Annotated in this window: 21 protein-coding genes; 11 read left to right on the forward strand and 10 right to left on the reverse strand. The window is 47.7% G+C overall.

Annotated elements, in window-relative coordinates; all coding sequences use genetic code 11:
- The 5 genes from GH984_RS03170 to GH984_RS03190 form a co-directional block, all read right to left on the reverse strand.
- Positions 1-353, reverse strand: a 353-nt coding sequence (locus GH984_RS03170) for an LEPR-XLL domain-containing protein (RefSeq protein WP_153718772.1), incomplete at its 3' end; no start/stop codon positions are given.
- A gap of 80 nt (positions 354-433) precedes the next feature.
- Entirely contained in the window at positions 434-1,123 is a 690-nt protein-coding gene (locus tag GH984_RS03175; protein WP_153718773.1) for a response regulator transcription factor, read from the reverse strand.
- Positions 1,096-2,961, reverse strand: a complete 1,866-nt coding sequence (locus GH984_RS03180) for a sensor histidine kinase (protein WP_153718774.1) — start codon at positions 2,959-2,961, stop codon at positions 1,096-1,098. Before GH984_RS03180 ends, GH984_RS03175 begins: the two co-directional genes overlap by 28 nt.
- 57 nt (positions 2,962-3,018) lie before the next feature.
- Positions 3,019-3,732 (reverse strand): response regulator transcription factor, encoded by a 714-nt coding sequence (locus GH984_RS03185; RefSeq protein WP_153718775.1) that lies wholly within the window; start codon positions 3,730-3,732, stop codon positions 3,019-3,021.
- Between the two features lies 1 nt (position 3,733).
- Entirely contained in the window at positions 3,734-4,918 is a 1,185-nt protein-coding gene (locus GH984_RS03190) for an ATP-binding protein (protein WP_153718776.1), read from the reverse strand.
- 137 nt (positions 4,919-5,055) lie between these two features.
- On the opposite strand from GH984_RS03190, the gene GH984_RS03195 reads away from it, so the two are divergent.
- Entirely contained in the window at positions 5,056-5,298 is a 243-nt protein-coding gene (locus GH984_RS03195) for an antitoxin (RefSeq protein WP_153718777.1), read from the forward strand.
- A complete protein-coding gene (locus tag GH984_RS03200) occupies positions 5,295-5,705 on the forward strand; it encodes a type II toxin-antitoxin system VapC family toxin (protein ID WP_369691915.1) in 411 nt (136 codons plus the stop codon). The genes GH984_RS03195 and GH984_RS03200 overlap by 4 nt, the downstream gene beginning before the upstream one ends.
- A gap of 69 nt (positions 5,706-5,774) precedes the next feature.
- Here GH984_RS03200 and GH984_RS03205 read toward each other — a convergent pair whose 3' ends face one another.
- The 3 genes from GH984_RS03205 to GH984_RS03215 all read right to left on the reverse strand — a co-directional run bounded on the left by GH984_RS03205 (position 5,775) and on the right by GH984_RS03215 (position 8,217).
- Positions 5,775-6,917: a Fic family protein gene (locus GH984_RS03205; RefSeq protein WP_153718779.1), complete on the reverse strand. Its 1,143-nt coding sequence runs from the start codon at positions 6,915-6,917 to the stop codon at positions 5,775-5,777.
- 291 nt (positions 6,918-7,208) lie between these two features.
- The gene (locus tag GH984_RS03210; RefSeq protein ID WP_253939144.1) at positions 7,209-7,379 is read right to left on the reverse strand and encodes a nucleotidyl transferase AbiEii/AbiGii toxin family protein; all 171 of its coding nucleotides are present in this window, start codon (positions 7,377-7,379) and stop codon (positions 7,209-7,211) included.
- Complete coding sequence (locus GH984_RS03215; RefSeq protein WP_253939109.1) at positions 7,363-8,217, reverse strand: type IV toxin-antitoxin system AbiEi family antitoxin domain-containing protein; 855 nt, start codon at positions 8,215-8,217, stop codon at positions 7,363-7,365. The genes GH984_RS03210 and GH984_RS03215 overlap by 17 nt, the downstream gene beginning before the upstream one ends.
- Before the next feature lie 142 nt (positions 8,218-8,359).
- Here GH984_RS03215 and GH984_RS03220 point away from each other — a divergent pair, with 142 nt between their 5' ends.
- Entirely contained in the window at positions 8,360-8,647 is a 288-nt protein-coding gene (locus GH984_RS03220; protein ID WP_153718780.1) for a type II toxin-antitoxin system TacA family antitoxin, read from the forward strand.
- On the forward strand, positions 8,634-9,170 hold the full coding sequence (locus GH984_RS03225; protein ID WP_153718781.1) for a GNAT family N-acetyltransferase: 537 nt from the start codon (positions 8,634-8,636) through the stop codon (positions 9,168-9,170). The genes GH984_RS03220 and GH984_RS03225 overlap by 14 nt, the downstream gene beginning before the upstream one ends.
- 1,156 nt (positions 9,171-10,326) lie before the next feature.
- On the opposite strand, the gene GH984_RS11065 is transcribed toward GH984_RS03225, so the two are convergent.
- Positions 10,327-10,686 carry a 7(1) septoil knot domain-containing protein gene (locus GH984_RS11065; protein ID WP_369691916.1) on the reverse strand — a complete coding sequence of 120 codons (360 nt, stop codon included), beginning with the start codon at positions 10,684-10,686 and terminating at the stop codon, positions 10,327-10,329.
- Between the two features lie 571 nt (positions 10,687-11,257).
- Here GH984_RS11065 and GH984_RS03230 point away from each other — a divergent pair.
- The 7 genes from GH984_RS03230 to GH984_RS03260 all read left to right on the forward strand — a co-directional run bounded on the left by GH984_RS03230 (position 11,258) and on the right by GH984_RS03260 (position 16,633).
- Positions 11,258-11,437, forward strand: a complete 180-nt coding sequence (locus GH984_RS03230) for a hypothetical protein (RefSeq protein ID WP_153718782.1) — start codon at positions 11,258-11,260, stop codon at positions 11,435-11,437.
- A gap of 211 nt (positions 11,438-11,648) precedes the next feature.
- On the forward strand, positions 11,649-12,068 hold the full coding sequence (locus GH984_RS03235; protein ID WP_153718783.1) for a hypothetical protein: 420 nt from the start codon (positions 11,649-11,651) through the stop codon (positions 12,066-12,068).
- Between the two features lie 310 nt (positions 12,069-12,378).
- Positions 12,379-13,044, forward strand: coding sequence for a DUF4136 domain-containing protein (locus GH984_RS03240; RefSeq protein WP_172973152.1), 666 nt, complete (start codon positions 12,379-12,381; stop codon positions 13,042-13,044).
- A gap of 609 nt (positions 13,045-13,653) precedes the next feature.
- Positions 13,654-14,304 (forward strand): recombinase family protein, encoded by a 651-nt coding sequence (locus GH984_RS03245; RefSeq protein ID WP_153718785.1) that lies wholly within the window; start codon positions 13,654-13,656, stop codon positions 14,302-14,304.
- A complete protein-coding gene (locus tag GH984_RS03250; RefSeq protein ID WP_153718786.1) occupies positions 14,297-14,587 on the forward strand; it encodes a hypothetical protein in 291 nt (96 codons plus the stop codon). Before GH984_RS03245 ends, GH984_RS03250 begins: the two co-directional genes overlap by 8 nt.
- Positions 14,588-15,094: 507 nt before the next feature.
- A complete protein-coding gene (locus GH984_RS03255; RefSeq protein ID WP_153718787.1) occupies positions 15,095-15,610 on the forward strand; it encodes a hypothetical protein in 516 nt (171 codons plus the stop codon).
- A 111-nt stretch (positions 15,611-15,721) separates the two neighbouring features.
- Entirely contained in the window at positions 15,722-16,633 is a 912-nt protein-coding gene (locus GH984_RS03260) for a tetratricopeptide repeat protein (protein ID WP_153718788.1), read from the forward strand.
- 653 nt (positions 16,634-17,286) lie between these two features.
- Here the strand turns inward: GH984_RS03260 and GH984_RS03265 are convergent.
- The gene (locus tag GH984_RS03265; protein ID WP_153718789.1) at positions 17,287-17,967 is read right to left on the reverse strand and encodes a hypothetical protein; all 681 of its coding nucleotides are present in this window, start codon (positions 17,965-17,967) and stop codon (positions 17,287-17,289) included.
- Positions 17,968-18,063: the final 96 nt, after the last annotated feature.

The raw sequence follows: 18,063 nt of genomic DNA on the forward strand, positions 1-18,063 counted from the left end.
TCTGCCTGTCCTGACTCATCCAATGCAGCATCGACTGTTACATTCGAAGCCTGACTGCCGCCGAGGGTTTCATCCTCAGCTACGCGAAGGGTTGGTGTTGTCGTTTCTGCGTCAAGATCGGCAATATCGAGCTCTAGGCTCGATTCTTCTTGGACTTCTGATTGGTCCGCTTTGTACTCAACACGCTCGGCTGGCTGCTCTGGCTCATCGTTGGGAGCCGCTACCGCCGCGGGCGTGAGCAGTGGATCGCCTGATAAGAGCAAACGCTGCTCAAGCGGTTCGATACCAAAATCATCCCGTATCGCCTTTGCGATGGGATTGAGATTAAGGCCCGCAAATAACCGTTTAAGCACTAAATTACCGCCGTTTAGGCAACTGATTTAGTGCAGATTACCGCCTAGCAAAATCGCCAACTTGCACTACCTTGCAATGCTTAGCGAATCTCAATTGGAAGCGTTAAAACGTAGCCCACAGCGCGCTCGGTTTGTAGGGTTGTCGGATCAATCCCATGCGCTCGAAATTTGCTGCGTAACCGCGAAATCAAGACCTCTAAATTCTGCTTAGCACGGTCTGACTCATCAAGGTGCAAAATCTCAAGCAGCTGCCAGGTTTCTAGCGTTGAATTCGGCGCTAACGCAAAAGCGTGCAAAACCTGCACCTCTCTTCGGGTCAGGCGCACCATAGTGCCCTCTGGCGTGAGTAGGTGTGTACGCAATGGATCAAGCTGATAAACGCTAGTATCTGTTGCGCTGCCCGAGAGACGCCTAGCCAATGCGCTAAGCGCAAACAGCAGCTCGTTAGCATCAATGGGCTTTGTGAGATAAAGATCAGCACCACCGGCATAACCGCGCAGCTTGTCATCCACCGCATCGCGAACCGTCACCAAAATAATCCCGAGTTCAGGGCACGTTTTCCGCAGCCGAGTGGTGAGCGATAAACCATCTTCTCCGGGCAGGTTTAAATCGATAACCGCAATGTCAAAGCGCTGAGACACTGGGTACTCAGCCACCGCCTCAGCACAGTCAACTGCAACCACATGATGCCCAGCAGCCTCAAGCGTTTCGACCAGCACCGCCCGCAGCGCACTATGGTCTTCTACAACAAGGATGTTTTGGGTAGCCATAGCTCGAAGCAAACCTCTTTATTTGGAGTTTCTGTGACTTCGCAAACCACATTACCCCCCATTCGACGAACAAAATTATGCACGATATAAAGCCCAAGGCCTGAACCACTGACTCGCGACGCATCTCGGCCTCGATAATATTTTTCGAACACACGCGCAGGATCAGGCAACCCAGTTGCACCGATGTTATTGCAAATGCGCAGCCGAAACCCATCACGCCCCTCAAACATAGACGGCTCAGCAACAAGCCCCACCTGCGATGAATCCTTCGAGTATTTAATCGCATTGTCCAGCAGATTCGATAAAACAGTGCGTAATAACACCGGATCTGCTTCGATGAGCTCACCGGCAATATCGCCATGCCATGTCACCTTTACTTGGTCTTCGGCCTTTAGCGAGGAGATAACCTGATCTAGCACGTCCACAATGAGCTGCGGCTGTGCTGAAACTCTTTCAATGCCCTCTTGAATGCGGCTTGCTATGGCACAGCGATCGATAATCGCATCCATATCGCTAACTGCACGCTGAGCATACGCTTGCATCGACCTTGAGGGGTTTTCGGCATCCAGTCGCAACCGAATCAACGACAATGGTGTTCGTAGCTCATGAGTCAGCATACTCATAAACTGCTGTTGCTCATCAGCTCGAGCGCGCTCCCATTGCGCCGTTTGCTCCGCTTGGCGGATTTCTCGGCGCGCCGCTGCATACGCTTTTTCAAGCCACTGCCTGCGCTGTGCCAGAAGAATCTGAAAGGCCGCCAAACTGCCAAGCAACCCAACCTGAAAAGTAGAGAAAAGGGTGTTAGACCCGGGCAAAAAGCCCAGTAAAACCAGACTTGTGATGAGCGCACCCACCAAAGGAACTAGATTGGCAATCAATAAAGCAATACTGCCTGTCTGACCCCGAACAATCAGTAACAGACTCCAGCCCGTGCCGATGGACAGCGCCAAAGTGCCCAGCATAACCATGATTTGTGCCGCTTCAGAATGCAAACCCAAAAATGGCGCTGGAAAAAACACAATGGCCGCCCAAAACACCAATTGAAAAACGCGTAAAACCGGCTTAGGCCCGTTATGCATGTCAAATGCATGGATAAGCAGACGAATTAGCGTTGCCGAGACCACATAGGTGCCCGTTGCCACAATAATCCAGGCATACGCTGGATTTTCTGGGAAAAAGAGTTTTACCGTTAAACCGCTCGTGCCCAAAAAGTGGATAAACATCACCACCAAAAACAACAAGTAAGTACGCTGAAGCGGGTCCTTGATCCATTGCCGATGCCACAAGGTATTAATAGCGCCAGCAACAAGCAGCCCCAGATAAATACCAATCAGCAATAGCTCGCTGACGGTTTGCCTCGCAAAATCAACCGGTTGCCAGACCGTTAAATCAAGAAATGCGCTACTTGGCGTTTGCATCCTCAAATAAAAGGTTTGCGGCTGATCATCTGCAAATTCCACTAAAAAGCTTAAATGCCGATCAGGAAACGGACGCTGACTTACTGGCACCGTCATGCCGTTTCGCCATTCTATAAAGCCCTTTTCCGTGGGCTGATAGAGAATCAGTGAGCCCAAAAAGCTGGGTTTACCGACAATATGCAACACCCGCTCGCCAGTCACATCGGCTGGAGGTGCCTGCAGCGTTAACCGCAACCAATGCGGCTTTCGGGAATAGCCGGCTGAATAGTGGTCATTGAGGGGCTCAAATTGCTCTGCCTGCGCCGGGTCGGCAACCCTCTCGACGGTGGTCTCGGTCGTCACCGGCCCGGTATAAACGGCAAGCTCTTCAATCGGGTACTGGGTTTGCGCCGCACTCGTACCGGCTAACAGCGCCCACAAACCGCCCGCAAGAATAAAACCCCAGCGTTTTTTGATGATGTGGCCCCTTAGTTGTTCTTAGTTGCTCTCAACAACTTGTACCGTCAATGTCAGCTGATAGCCAGCATTGCGATGCGCTTTGATCAGCGGTTTGGTTTGAGAGTGGATAACACTGTCCATCACCTTTTTACGCAAACGGCTTATCGTGTTTTCTAAAGAGCGCCGAGTATTAGCGCGATCCGGAAAGTGTTCTTCAAGCAGCCCCAAGAGGTCAGCCACCTCCATAAGCCCGGCAGGCTCTAAAGCAAGCGCTCGTAATATGGCCGTTTCCACCGCAGTTAATGCGATCCGCGCATCAAGTTGGTCATTAAGCAACTCAAACTGGCGAACATCCAATACCCAATGCAGATCAGTACGACCCACATCGCGATTGGCCAGCCGATTGACCGCTGCCAGCAACTCACGCGGGTCCGTTGGCTTGGTCAAATAAATGTCTGCACCCGTCATATACCCCTTAACCCGATCGTCAATATGGGTGCGCGCCGTCAGCATAATAATTCCAATGCCGGGAATACGGTCGCGTAGCTGTTGGGCAATCTCAAACCCACTTTGCCCCGGCAAATTGAGATCAAGAATAGCCAAATCAAGGCTGTGCCCTTTTAAGACGTCAAAAAGCCCCTCCATACAGTTGGCTTCATGCACCTGGTAGCGATTCGCTTCAAAAAAACAAGCAAGCTCCTCGCGCAGCAGCCGATCATCTTCAACAATGGCAATTGCTGGATAGTTTTGCATGCTAGCCCTTGCCTGACTCAATTCTTTCCATAAGCCGTGGCAGAGAAATCATTTTCACATCATTACCCACAGGAAACTCATCCTCACCACCGTAAAGGATGAATTTGTGTGTTGCACCAACATCATCACAGGTCTGGTTGTAGTGCTTGCCGATTTTAGGGGCAAACCCATGCTTGATCTCTATGGCCCAGATTTCAGATGACGGCATCTTGAGAACTAGGTCGACTTCTGCGCCCGCAGCGGTTCGATAAAAATAGATTTCTGTGCGATTCGGTACGATCGACAGAATATTCTCAACAACAAAGCCTTCCCAGCTCTTGCCCAAAACCGGGTTAGACAGTAACGCATCATAGCTATTAATGCCTAACAAGCGGTGCAGAATACCGCTGTCGCGGACATAATACCGAGGTGATTTGACTAATCGCTTTTTGACATTGGCATGCCAAGGATCAAGACGCCTTACCAGCAAAAGATCTGCCAGAATATCAATGTAATGGCTTACCGCCTTGGCATCGACTTCCAGGTTTGAAGCCAGTTTGGAATAGTTTATGGTCTCACCTTGCAAATGCGCCATCATCGTCCATAGGCGGCGTAACCTTGCTGCGGGTACACGGAAGCCCATTTGCGGTACGTCGCGCTCAAGATACGTACGAATTAGGTTTTCAAGCCAGTCCATGGCCACGTCATCAGCTGTGGCCAGATAGCTGTCGGGAAAGCCTCCCCGCAGCCAAAGGGTCTGTCGATCCGCTTGCTTACCATTAATTTCAGCAACGTTAAGCCCCCCCATCTCGAGATAACTAATCCGACCCGCCAAGCTTTCCGAAGACTGACGCATCAAATCCATGGATGCCGACCCAAGCAGCAAAAACTGACCTGCTTTACGCCCCTGTTCCCGATTTTTGTCGATCAGCCCTCTTAGCACGGGGAACAATTCCGGGCTTCGTTGTATTTCATCGAGGATAACCAGCTTATCGGCATGGGCGCTTAAAAAACTGCTGGGATCGCTGAGCTTAAGCAAATCCTCGGGGGCTTCCAAATCGAGGTAAATTGAGTTGATGTCTTTAGCAATGGCTTTTGCAAGTGTCGTTTTGCCTACCTGACGGGCACCAAGCAGTGCGACCGCAGGCACTTGTGCGATCGTTTTTTGAAGTTTTTCTGTAATCAGCCGCCTTAACATACCTTGCATTTTAGGAATTTAACTCCTGATTTACAAGGTATAAAAGCGATCAAACTCAAGTGAATGTTGGTCTAGGCCGTTCGGTTGACTAACCGAGCTCCTTGGCATAGGCTTTGGCATATGCCATTTGAATCAAAGGATGCTTAATGACAACTTCAGAACGCCACGTTCGCGTCTTTCGCAACGGCCGCAATCAGGCCATACGCATCCCTCGCGAGTTTGAGATTGAAGGCGACGAAGCACTCATCCACAAGGAGGGTGACCGTCTAATCGTGGAGCCAATCCGTAAAGGCAAGCTACTGGCGTTGCTTGCCACCCTACCCCCGTTGGCTGAGCCCTTTCCAAATATAGATGATGACCTACCTCCGGTAGATGACGTGTTGTTGTGAGTCCATCGCTTGTATATTTGCTAGACACTAACACGCTGTCAGATCTGCTCCGCAACCCTCAAGGCGCGGTAGCAACACAGATCACTAAGGCAGGCGAAGGAACTATCAGCACCAGCATCATTGTAGCCGCAGAGCTCCGCTATGGTGCGATCAAGTCAAACTCTGTAAAACTAGCGCAACGCATCGACCTGATCCTCTCCGCAGTGGAAATCTTGCCACTGGAAACACCTACCGACCGTCAGTACGCAGCATTACGTCATCACCTAACAAGTAAGGGATCACTTATCGGGCCAAACGATCTACTCATTGCTGCACATGCACTCGCCAGTGACCTTACAGTTGTGACCGCCAATGTTGGGGAATTCTCACGAGTCCCAGGATTAAAAGTAGAGAACTGGCTACCGTAACCTTGAAAAGACCTAGCGTTCCTATAGCAAGCCGAACCCTGTTTTATCGTAAGGATTTTTAACTTCTGATCATTTTTCGGGGGAATGACCGTTCGGTTCAAAGGTCGTCAACTCATACCGGGTTGTTCTGCCGCCACCTGCCAGTGGAGTGATGATACCTTTGGCAACCAAGTCAGAAAGATCACGGCTTGCCGTTCGATTGGGACACTTGGTGATCATTTCATATTTTTTAGTCGTTATTCCGCCTTCAAAGCCCTTCCGACCTTCAGCGAATACCCGCGATACCATCTTGGCCTGTCGGGCGTTCAACTGATCGCCAAAGGCTTCATAGAAACGTGTCTTGGCCAGTACAAAATCTACCTCTGCCCTGGCAATGTCTTGTGCCTTGATAACGGTATCAGCGAAATAATCCAGCCAGCGGTTGACATCCATGCTCCCGCGGCTCGCTTTCTCCAGCTGCAGGTAATAGGATTTTTTATCCGCTTCTATCGCTGTGGCAAGACAAGCCGAGGTTGGATAGCCGAGCGACTGCGAAAGTGCATGATCAGCAATTGCCCTACCGACTCGCCCATTACCGTCATCGAAGGGGTGAATGACCTCGAACCAGAGATGGGCAATACCTGCCCGGGCAATCCCGGTTATAGACTTATTACCGCTCAAAGGACTGGTTTGGTTATACCAGTCGATAAACTTCGCCATTTCATCAGGCACCTGAATCGCTGTCGGGGCCTCATAGTGAACCTTTTCGTGCCCATAAGGCCCGCTCACTATTTGCATCGGTGAGAGATCGTTGCGGTATGCGCCTCGCAAGATAGGCGTGTAGCGCTGCTCCGGAACAGCCATGGATTGCCACCTGCCCAACAAATCATGTGCCAGTGGTATTTGCCAGTTCTTGCGAACGTCAACTAGCAACATCGCGGCCCCCGCCGCCTTCTGATCAGAATTTATGGGTAGCGTATCTGACGTAATTAAAGAGAGTAGCGATGACCTGACCGATTCTCTGTCCAGCGCTTCACCCTCAATGGCACTAGTTTTAATGGCTTCGGAAAGCATCAAGTCGATCGTGGCATTCTCTTGAGATGCCATTGGTAGCGCATCAAAGCTGCCGGCCAGGCGCTCCGATTTCAGACGGAATTTAAGCTCCCTATCATCGAGCGCGCGCTGGTCGTACCGAAAATCTGGCCAGTCGGGTTGTTGCCATATCCACGTCATGGCGCGATGCTAACAATTATTCACGCCATTTTAAAGATATATTTGGCGCGATTATGCATTCTCTCCATTTATAACCGGGGGCAGCTATCGAGTGTCTAGAAAACTGGGTCCGTGCCAATTTGACTTCCCCTTATTCCGATATTTCGATTCATAGATTCCGTAATTTACGATATTGTATTCGTTATGAATACAACATCCCTGTTCCCCAGGATACACCCGTGGTATTGCTTGCCGGGCCACGCCAGGCCGGCAAAACAACCCTGGTACGCCAAATCGCCCAACGGGGATGCATTACTTGACCCTGGATGATGACCTGACACTAAAGCGTTGATGAAGATCGTGCTCAAACATGTTGATGGCCGTCCCGCCTTTCAGGGCAAAGCGGGTTTCCTTTGCCAGCACCGGCAGAATATCCACCAGCAATTGCACCCGATCGCTGTAGCGCTTATCCCAGCTGTTCATCGAGGTCTCCCGGCAGGGTGATCTGATAGCGGGGATGCAAACGGCCACCGGAGACCAGTGATCGTTTACCACGACCGAGGTCCACACCATCGAGCGACAGGTGCGAAAACCAAGCATGCCGGTGACGTTCGCCCAGGGCGAGAAACAAGCGCTTAGCCTTGATGCTGTGGCATCGTCGCAACAACACCTCAAGCCGCTTTGGCCGCAGCGTGGCCATGCCCTGCATCAATGCGTCGACCTCATAGACCCCACTGGCATCAGACGCCTCGGCACACAATTCCAGCATGGCCCGCTCCGGTGTTGAACACACTAGCATCCGGCTCGGCACTGCTTCACGCCGCTCCAGGCCCTGGTTCAGCAACGTCTGATCCGATGTCTCATCGGTAAGGGAAGGCACTGGCAAATCAAAAGGCCCCTTGCCGCAGTACTCGACACCTTCAACCAACGGCAACTTGCGCACCCACCCGGGCACACGATCCGGCCCGTAGAGGGTGATCACGGCAGCTTCGCCCAAGCGCAGGTAGTGCTCATGCCCCAACCAGGCCAAGGCAAAGCGCCCGCCGACATGCAGTGACAAACCCTCCATCCATTGCAGCGTCCACACCACACCTTCCCACTGCAGGGAGCCGCCTTTGCGCATATACACACCACGGGCCGGGGATACCAGCCAGCCGCTATCCACATAACGGACCACTAGGCTGCTGGAATAGCCATGCGCTCTTAGCCACCGGCTGGAAACCACGCCGGTATCACCGAGCCCAGCCAGTAGATGGTTTAATTTTTTCTCATTTTGATCACTCATAGTGACTAAAATACGGTTTTTATAAACCAAAGCCAATACGGTATTCCGCCATTTATAACCGGGGGAAGCTATCGAGTGTCTATGGAACTGGGTCCGCACCAATTTGACTTCCCGGATGAATTCCGTAGTATTTTTGTTTGCTACGGATATTTTCCGTAAATAGCATTTGGAGATTAACATGCCTAAAGTTTTACGCTATGAAATGCAGTGGGATGAAGAAACTTATGCGCTGGCAGAGCGCGCTGCACGCGCGTCTGGCCTAACCAGCATCAAGGCGTATGTCACGCAATTGGTAAAGCAACATGCGCCCGAGGTATTAGAAGCCTACAGCAATATTCAACTGACCAACGCCCAGTTTGATGCCTTTTGCGAGGCTTGTGACAACCCGCCAGCACCAACGGCTAAACTCCGTAAGGCGGCAGAAGCGCTTGACCAAGAGGGCTTCGTGCTGAATGCCAACCGCTGAGTTTTTGCCACTGGATCCCAGTGCGATCAATGTTCAATCATTCAATTGCGGAAAGGATGTCATTAACACCTATCTGCGTCGCTACGCGGCAAAGAATATGGCATTGAATCTCAACCGGACCTTTGTTCTGCCCTATATACCCGAAGCCCTTACCCCTAAACAGGATTCAGGGAAATCTCATGTGGCTGCTTATTACACTCTGGCCCTTCAGACCCTGATGCGTGAAGAGCTGCCTGATCCATCCCGCCTGCCGCGATACCCTGTTCCCGTGATCCTGCTCGCTCAACTGGGAATCGACCGACGGTTCCACCGGCAAGGCCTGGGAGCAAAAACGCTGGTTCACGCACTGAGACATGCCTACCAGATTGCCAGCAACCCAAATGGCATACCTGCTCTGGGCATCGTTCTAGACGTACTCGATCAGGAAGCGCTGGCCTTCTATCGATCTTTCGACTTTTTTTTACCGTTAACAGACAACCCCATGAAGCTATTCGTGCCCATGGCATCATTGGAGACCCTATAAGTACCTATCGCTGCATCCCCGTCCATGAAACAACATCATTCCCACTCAATCGTTGCGCAAAAATATAGTCAATAAATTCAATACTTTGAAAGCTTGTAAAGGTCTTTTGTGTAACATCTGTGCACTAAAAAATGTCAGGATTTTTCCGCTCAGTTCTTTAACCTTCAAGTAATCAACAGCTTATATTTAGCACCGCGCACGACGTGAACGATTTTTAACTTCTGATCATTCCCCTGCACAATTTTTTCGGCGCCATAGCGGCAGCGATGAAGCAATGCCCTCCAGAACTGCACAGGTTAAGAGTGGGGACCTGTCTCCAACAGAGTTGGAAGAGCACCACTTTAGAATGCTATTGAGTGTCTAGAGAACTGGGTCCGTACCAAATACAGCGGGATATGCTTCATAATCGCACATGCCAACTGGCTTACTACCGCCGCTTATTATCAAGGATGAAAAAATAGATGAAAGTTGTGATGACCGTTTGCGCGCTCCTTTTCTTTATTAGTCTTCCGATTTATGGGCAGTGGGAGCACTCAAGAAACATTGATCTAATGACCGATGTGGATACGAGTGAAGCTACCTTACGAGGCAGCCTCATTCGAGGCGATGATGGAATACTTAGGCGGAAGCATGAATTTCTTAGAGTACAGTGTCTTCCGTCGGGTAAAGCTAGAGTATTTCTTCAGCTTAGCGGGGAGGTTACTGTTCCTCCTTATAGCTATAATGTTATCTACAGAGCGGATGGTGGTCCGATAAGGTCCTTTGGCTCTTGGACACATAAGGACTGGCCTGTTTGTCTCAGAGATCGCTGTCGTCGTCGTCTGCTAGAACTCCAACCGACCGTTTCAAGCGCATGGGCCCTAACCCAGATAATGAAGTCGTCTGAGCTTATTATTCGCCTTGAAGACCAACCCGACGCATCTACTGCGGTATTTCAGGTAAATAAGGGCCGAGATCAGTTGATGCGACTCTCGTGCTTACAGTGAAACTGGTGCGGACCCAGTTCTCTAGACACTCGATAGCTTCCTAAAGTAGTTTTCTTCGGACACGAGTAGCACAGCAGAGGAGACCAAAATTCCGGATAATGCAGCCGTTTTAGAGAAACTGTTTAACCCGTCAGTTTTCTTCTGAGTCCGCTTGGATTTCGGCATAGGTTCTACCTTCCAGCTTGAACCTCACTATTCACATAATAAATCACAAGGTCAGCTCGCGCCTGCGAGTCAGTCACATACACGAGTGTGTCACTTTGTCCCTGAGAATTAGCGACGTACCATACTCCGGGTCTTTTGTTAGCGTGTGTTTGATAGTGAGTAATAAACACTTTTAGATCAGCTTGGACCTGAGACGATGTTTCATAGACGATTAGATCCGCCTGCACCTCTGAGTTAGTAAAATAGACCTTCCTCGCAGAAGCAGATAGGGAGAAAAAAAGGAGAAAAAGGCATACCGTGCATGTCAGAGCAATGCGTCCCTTGGAAACTAGCTCCGAATTAAATCTCAAAGACTCGTTGGGCATTCTTTGCTCCTCATTACTATATAGGTTGACCGAAGGTATTACAGGGAATTTGCTGTGACAACCTTGCTCAAAGCTGACGACCCAGAGATGGCCTAGATAAAACTCAGGGGATATCCTTAAGACAAGTAATCTTGCCCACTTGCCGTGGGCACCACAGTAACTTAGTAAACTGGCGGAGAACCACTGCAAAGTGGGCAAGATCAGACGAACATAGAAATTTGAGCACACAAGTGGCACGCTACTTACGCACAGTACTTAGCATGGTTGAAATTACAGCAAAAGGAATATTTCCATAGGATGGAGCGCTGATGTGTAAATCGTTTCGTTTAGTCTCTCTAATACTTTTCCTAGCACTAGTGCCATCAATTGTGTGCGCACAAGATACGTCTGCTCCATTTGCAAACACTAGTGCTGAAGAAATGATGGATGTCTTTAGCAATGTGTAGTACGAATACACCACCTGCTTCGCATTCTATATGATTTCAAAAGAAGCGTTAGAGCGAGGTGGTAATGTAAAGAACATAAAGGCTGCAAGTGCGTCTTTATCACATTGGTAAACGAGGAATAAGACATGGTCAATCTAGAAAAACTAATCGCGGAACTGTACCCCGACATGCCGCAAGAGCAGCGTATCGCCTACGCTAAAATCGCCATCGATGCCTCTAAGACACCAACGATAAGCGATGCGAAAGCTGAGCAGATACGGCAAGCGTACAAGAAGCTGCGCGACAAAGGCATCGAAGCCCTTTAAGAGTTATGGATATGGAATCTCCCGAATCACTACACGAAGACAGATCTGTGTGGAGCCCTACCCAAACTGCCCGTCCATGACTGCCCCTAAAATGGCATTTTTAGTTAAAAACGGCGTTATAAATGGGGGAATACCTGATCGGTGAAGCGGGCAAATTTGTTTTACAAAATATGGTTGAAACGTTGAGGTTACTTCTGATGGCGTGGTTTTAATGATTTATTTACGCTCTGTTCTTTGGTCTCTTACCTATCCCATCACTGTTTTCGCTGGTCAGGCTGTTGGCTATCTTTTAGGCGTTGCCCTCTACTACATATACAACAACATAATGTTTTTGAATCTATCTGAGTTGATAGTAGCGGTAGGACCGACACTCGTAGCTGGTCTATTCGCTGGTTGGCTTGCTGGTGTAGTGATCACCAAGTTTGCCGGAGAGATTAGCTTTGCCACGCTAATGGTGTTGCCAGTGTTGTTAACAGCGTTGGCTCTTGTTGGTAACGTGATAGGTTACACGGGAAATATGAACCTCACTGCGTTATTAGCGGATGGAGGCGCAAACCTTATTACTTTAGGCGTTTTCGTGTCAGTGGTGCGCGGACATAAAGGGTTGGTAAGTCACACTAGAAAAAGCTGACGAACGAATAAAGCAGGTATACGACACACTCAATTGTGCTAACACGTTTTCAGTGTCAGCTGTAGCACACCATTTCGCACACCTCAGATTTGAGCTTGTAGGTTGTTGATTTTCTGAGTAACACGATCATCAAGTGTTTTCGAAGATAACTACCTTAGGAAGCGATCGAGTGTCTAGGGATCTGGGGTCGCACCAGGGGGATTACCTAAGCAGCCGGCGACAAAAATCTTCTGTAAGATTAATGGAAAGTGGCGCAAGTACGAGCCTATATTTGCCTTCCGCAAAAGCGCTCATAACTGAGGTTGACACTATGAATAATAAAAAATTTTTGATTATTACGGGGCTGTTAGCGCTAATATCGATTGCGATATCTGGTTGCGGAACCGTCGTCCGCTCTGATATATCCGTATTCCATGATTTAGATGCGCGTGCTAATGAGATTACCTTTGCGTTCGATCCAACAGCGGCGCAGTCAGGCTCATTAGAATATAGAGCATACGCAGATTTGGTGCGCGGGCATCTGACTGAATTAGGATATGTTGAAGCCGATGCCCAGTCTGATGCTATGTGGGTAATTCAGATGGAATACAAAATTAGTGATGGTGAAGAAAAAGTTGGATCACTACCTATCATAGGGCAGACAGGTACTTCCTCATCTACAACGTATGGAACCATAAGCTCAAGCGGCGGCTTCGGGACATATTCTGGCACGACCTACCAAACACCGACCTTTGGCGTTGTTGGTTCTTTGACGTATTCTGGTACCGTGTATAGCCGTTCTCTACAGTTAAATATTGCTGAGCCACAGACTGTTGGCGGAAATGACACAAAAGTTTTGCTTGAGGCTACTGTATTCAGCGTAGGCTCGTTTTCTCAGTTAAGCCGGGTAATGCCAGCGATGGTAGAGGCCTTATTCAGAGATTTCCCAGGTGAGAGCGGTGCAACTCGGACTGAAGCGGTTCGGGTCATAGAATAACTAGAATCCGTTTTTTGTTGTAGCGAGGGGTATTGTGCTATGCCTCTCGTTTTCTTTTGCTCAATCAAATTTCTCCAGCGGTGCTGTCTTAGGGTACGCCCCCCGAAAATGATCGAGGTGATAGGTGGAATCTTCAACCCTAGCGAGGACAGGAGCTTCCACGGGCATCCCTCAGGAGGACTGGGGGATCGACTGGGAGAAAAGCCAGCTGGAGACCAGGGCCATGGAGCAGTTGATTGAGAAAAAGATCAAACAACAACTCGAGTAAGGCTCCATCTACGCTCCTAAACCCCCAGCCGATTCTCGCTCCGGCAGCGCCTGATGACCAAACAGGTACGTAATCATTACCAACGACGGATAACGTCGCAAGTTACTCATAAGGGACGCTGGCATCTTGGTGTGTGAGGGCGAGCTGCTGACTGGATGTAATTTGTGCCTCACCTCAATAAGTCGGCTGCCGAACATACCATCGTCATCATTATTTTTTTGGGTATACCTCCACTACTACGTTAAGAAGTTAGGCAAAAGTGTAGCGAAAAGTACGGCATCTTGATCCAAAATGCTACAGTGTGTTACTATATACCCTAATCGCTACACGAAGAGGTTCCCATGTTCGTTAGAGGATATCTCCGAGCTTCCACTATTGATCAAAATGCAAATCGAGCGCGTCAATCGCTCGAGGATTTCTGTCGGTCAAAAGATAGACCCGTTGCCGCATGGTATGTAGAGAATGCCAGTGGTGCCACACCAGACCGTCGGGAACTACGGCGTTTGCTAGCGGACGCACAGGTTGGTGATATCCTTTTAGTTGAGGGAATTGATCGTCTTTCTCGCCTTCCACGAGAAGACTGGGACGCCCTTCGAAATGAGATAGAGTCCAAGGGCTTGCGCGTAGTTGCCATGGACTTACCGACAAGCCACATCGCAATGAATATGGTTAATGGGGAAGATGAATTCACCGGCCGTATGCTCGACGCTATCAACCGAATGATGCTGGATATGATGGCTGCCATTGCTCGCAAGGATTTTGAAGATCGCCGCCGTCGCCAGGCAGAAGGTATCCGAAAGGCACAAGATGCTGGAAAATACCAAGGCAGACCGGTGAACGAAAAGCTTCACAAGGATATTCGTGATCTCTTAGGTGTGGGATTATCTGTGCGGAATATCGCATCAAAGCTCGGATGCAGTACAAGCACTGTTCAAAAAATCCGCCGTACCGTGATACCAATGCCGCAATTTGAGGAGGTTCCAAATGAATGAGTTAGGTTTACTAATCGGTGGAGTCCTTGCATACGGTATTGGGTTTGGGCTGCCGGCATTCGCGATTGTCGCTCTGATACTACATTTTTGTTCGATCCAAAAGAACTTCAAAATACACGCCAAAGCATGCGTTACCACATTCGTATTCGTTGGTTTAGTGAACACACTCTTTCCGACTGCCCCAGGAGCAGCGTCACTTTTTGTCGCCATAATCATCCCCATCGGCAGCGCCCTTGGGTTTGAATTACTGTTTCGTTCAACTACAAGAAATCAACCACAATAATCACCAACTTTTTTAAATTCTTAAGAGCCCTAATTTCCAACGTCCTCGAGAGCATTCGCTCTAAACTCCTTAAGGCATGAAACCTTTCCGTTTCCACTGCTTTGAGAAAATCACCGATACCATCACTACCGATCTACACCGGTTGCTAATGCATCATATTTCTAGTCAATCTGACCCAAATTTTCCCTCATTTTCAATCAATTCCAAATATTCCATAACCTGACGACTTTTCCTAAATATTCAAAATTCAAAAGACTGCAACGACAGTTCTCATATAAAAAATATTAATTTATTCAAATGAACTAAATAACCATGCGTGAACATGAATTGTAAAGATTCATGAAAAAGCTGAGATGCCTTCGTAAAGTCGTCTAACCAAAATGGATTCGACTCCCTCAAGGATCCCATCTCCGCTCACAATCAGGTCACACACGCTGGAGCCGAGAAAATAACACTCGGGAGACTTGGTTATTCTAGTGCCATCATAAAACATAGGAGTTTAGTAAAATGGTTAAAAATATAACAATTGATGCAGAAAAGATAATTGAGAAATATAAAAAAGAAATTCAGGAATTCATAATCTCAAGACATCATGATTACATGATCACTCTAACATTCAAAGAAGATGTTAATGAAATCACTGCATCCATGATACTTTCGAGATTTATCAAAAGAATGAATGAATGTTATTTTGGTAGAAGATCAAGAAAGAGCATAGTTGTAACTCCAATATTAGAAAGAAATGCCTTTTATGGAGTGCATTATCATATTCTAATACAAGACCCCCGACCACTAAGTAACAAAAATGGGAACAAAGATATAAAGGATATTATTCGAGATAACTGGAATAATTCCTCTCCTATTACTGGTGATGTATATCGAGCTTCAGGGGGTTCTGAAGTATGGTGTGAAGAGATATATGACCCAAAAGGACTCTCTGAATATCTTACGAAGCAATTTGAATTGTGGACAACGGATTACATTGATTTCAATAACTATACAACGGAATATCGGAAAAATTAGATTTCCTTACTGTATTAAAAGAAATCATATCTAAGAGATGACTTGTAAATTTGCTCCCACTAGTTTGATTGGTTATAAGTTATCCACAGAGCTATTGCCAGTGGTTTGTTTATGAGTGAAAGGTTATGTGAACAGTGTTTTGATGCCATTGATCAAAGGGATTGGGCTAAGGCCGGTCATTTTTGTCAAATGGCAGCTCAAAGTGGTTCTGCATCTGCAATGTACAACCTTGCACACCTTTATGATGAAGGGTTTGGGGTTGATAAAGACATTCAAGTGGCCACTTTTTGGTATCAATCTGCAGCAGAACAAGGATTGGACTATGCCCAACATAACCTTGCAATTCGGTTAACCAATGGTATCGGCATTGAGAAAAACCTCAGTAGAGCAGCAGAATGGTTTGAAAAGGCAGCAAATCAAGGTCTACCTGAGAGTCAACATCAACTGGGTGCCATGTATCTTGATGGCAATGGGGTGGATTTGGATATAAAAAAAGGCATCCATTGGTACACGGCAGCTGCCAATGCGGGATTCATTGATGCACAGCATGATCTTGGGGTGTTGTATGAAGAAGGCAAACTTGTCCCAATCAATATGCGAAAGGCGATGCACTGGTATCTGCAAGCAGCAATACAAGATGATGCTGCCTCCCAATTTAACGTTGGGCTTTTCCATGATGAGGGGTATGTAGGAGAACCCAATCCACAAATGGCCGTTTACTGGTATACCCGAGCTGCCAATCAGGGATTCGTGTCTGCTCAGTTCAACCTTGCCCTATTGCTAGAAGATGGACGTGGAGTGGCAGCCAACCCTGCTACCGCAGCACATTGGTACCTAAAGGCTGCAGAAAGAGGACATCATGGTGCTCAGTTGAACCTTGGGATTTTGTTTTTCAATGGCAAAGGCGTGGCTCGCGATATCGAAAGTGCCCGGCTATGGTTCACTCAAGCGAGTTGGGCTAAGAATCATATTGCAGAGCAGGCGCTAGACGCACTAGATCAACTTAGACAACGTTATGGTTAATACACTCTTTTGCGTATGACCAAATAAGGGTCTACCTTGCCCATATCATGGAGATGAAACGGAGGTGATAGAGATGGTCAGACAATGATATTGCGTAAGTTGTCTGACACAACAAATGTGTAAAGTAGTTAAGACACAATCATCGGCAACCACCCAAGGCATTTATAAGGTTACCATCCCACCCAATGCATACCATTTTGGTATCTTTCAACTGAACACTTGATAAGAGATATTGCCTTGCGACCCCGTCATTAACGGGCATAAAGGTAACTGACCTAACATTGTCGCAATAGTTTTCCAGGAGACAGGTTTCTAAAGATCTAAAGGAAACATAATAGTCCACGGAATACATCTTTACACTGGCATCCACTATATGGTCCCAGATTTTGTAGAGGCAAAGGCTAGAGTCTGGCCGTGAAAACCCATGCGCATCCGATATCATTTTCATTTCATCTGCAATCAAATGCAATAACCGAGGATCTACTTGCCCCTTACATTCCCAGTACCTCGTTCCAGATTCTGAAACAAAATAAGGCGTTTCTCTAGGATTTGTTTCCCAGGGGATTTCCGCAAATGCATCAACACTTATCAGCCAAATTATTAAAATAGCTAGGTTTTTCATATTTAATCCCATGTCGAGCAAGTTTCTATAGTCAATAGTGAGGAGTAAATGGAATTTTGCATATGGTTGCAGCAACGGCAAACCCTTGGGTTCCTATTTCAGGTTTTTGCAAATCTTCCTGCTCACCGCCGATATGCCCAATCTTGAACCACTTTTCATCACAGTCTACTGTCCAGCTCGATATAGAAAATTGATTTGATAGACTACGTACCATCGCCCACCGAGTACCATCTGCCTTTTCTTGAACGTAATCTCTGTACCCATAACGGTTCGCTATTTCAAAATTTGTACCCTTGATGATATACCCATCATTATTTTGCGCATCTTCTCTTAAACGCCTAAAGTCAACTGGGTAACTATCCCATTCTGAACTATACCGTCTCTCTTGGTTTTTGAAGGTGAAACTTGAATCTTCCAGATATTCCCCAATAATTAGAGTTATGGCAACAATCAAGCACAAGGACAGCCCCAATATAAGTGGCTTTTTTTGCCAACTGGCATCTCCGACATTATTAGATGAGCTTGCAGAGTCCTCTTCAGATTTCTGCACCTCCCCTTTGCCATCGACTTGGAGCCTGCTTATTTCGTTCGGCGCTGCACCAACAATCTTACCTGTCTCTTTTGAAAATGATCTTTTCGACGTCACAGACACGATGTCTTTTGCATCAACGTCTTTATTTTTATACAAAAATTTAACAATTGCAGCTTTCACGTCTTTAGCAAAGAGACGAGTGGTTCTCTCTACGCCGTTTTTGTGAAACGTAATCGTATACCTTATTATCAAAGTTCACCTTCCTTGGCAGATGAT

Source organism: Spiribacter salilacus, from assembly GCF_009649225.1.
GTDB classification, from domain to species: Bacteria; Pseudomonadota; Gammaproteobacteria; order Nitrococcales; family Nitrococcaceae; genus Spiribacter; species Spiribacter salilacus.

Excerpts from the sequence above, each read along its gene's own strand:
- GH984_RS03230 (WP_153718782.1), top strand. The coding sequence starts at position 11,258 with ATGGTCAATCTAGAAAAACTAATCGCGGAACTGTACCCCGACATGCCG.
- GH984_RS03240 (WP_172973152.1), top strand. The coding sequence starts at position 12,379 with ATGAATAATAAAAAATTTTTGATTATTACGGGGCTGTTAGCGCTAATA.
- GH984_RS03250 (WP_153718786.1), top strand. The coding sequence starts at position 14,297 with ATGAATGAGTTAGGTTTACTAATCGGTGGAGTCCTTGCATACGGTATT.
- GH984_RS03195 (WP_153718777.1), top strand. The coding sequence starts at position 5,056 with ATGACAACTTCAGAACGCCACGTTCGCGTCTTTCGCAACGGCCGCAAT.
- GH984_RS03225 (WP_153718781.1), top strand. The coding sequence starts at position 8,634 with ATGCCAACCGCTGAGTTTTTGCCACTGGATCCCAGTGCGATCAATGTT.
- GH984_RS03210 (WP_253939144.1), bottom strand. The coding sequence starts at position 7,379 with ATGAACAGCTGGGATAAGCGCTACAGCGATCGGGTGCAATTGCTGGTG.
- GH984_RS03255 (WP_153718787.1), top strand. The coding sequence starts at position 15,095 with ATGGTTAAAAATATAACAATTGATGCAGAAAAGATAATTGAGAAATAT.
- GH984_RS03245 (WP_153718785.1), top strand. The coding sequence starts at position 13,654 with ATGTTCGTTAGAGGATATCTCCGAGCTTCCACTATTGATCAAAATGCA.
- GH984_RS03205 (WP_153718779.1), bottom strand. The coding sequence starts at position 6,917 with ATGACGTGGATATGGCAACAACCCGACTGGCCAGATTTTCGGTACGAC.
- GH984_RS03185 (WP_153718775.1), bottom strand. The coding sequence starts at position 3,732 with ATGCAAAACTATCCAGCAATTGCCATTGTTGAAGATGATCGGCTGCTG.
- GH984_RS03235 (WP_153718783.1), top strand. The coding sequence starts at position 11,649 with ATGATTTATTTACGCTCTGTTCTTTGGTCTCTTACCTATCCCATCACT.
- GH984_RS11065 (WP_369691916.1), bottom strand. The coding sequence starts at position 10,686 with ATGCCCAACGAGTCTTTGAGATTTAATTCGGAGCTAGTTTCCAAGGGA.
- GH984_RS03220 (WP_153718780.1), top strand. The coding sequence starts at position 8,360 with ATGCCTAAAGTTTTACGCTATGAAATGCAGTGGGATGAAGAAACTTAT.
- GH984_RS03175 (WP_153718773.1), bottom strand. The coding sequence starts at position 1,123 with ATGGCTACCCAAAACATCCTTGTTGTAGAAGACCATAGTGCGCTGCGG.
- GH984_RS03190 (WP_153718776.1), bottom strand. The coding sequence starts at position 4,918 with ATGCAAGGTATGTTAAGGCGGCTGATTACAGAAAAACTTCAAAAAACG.
- GH984_RS03260 (WP_153718788.1), top strand. The coding sequence starts at position 15,722 with ATGAGTGAAAGGTTATGTGAACAGTGTTTTGATGCCATTGATCAAAGG.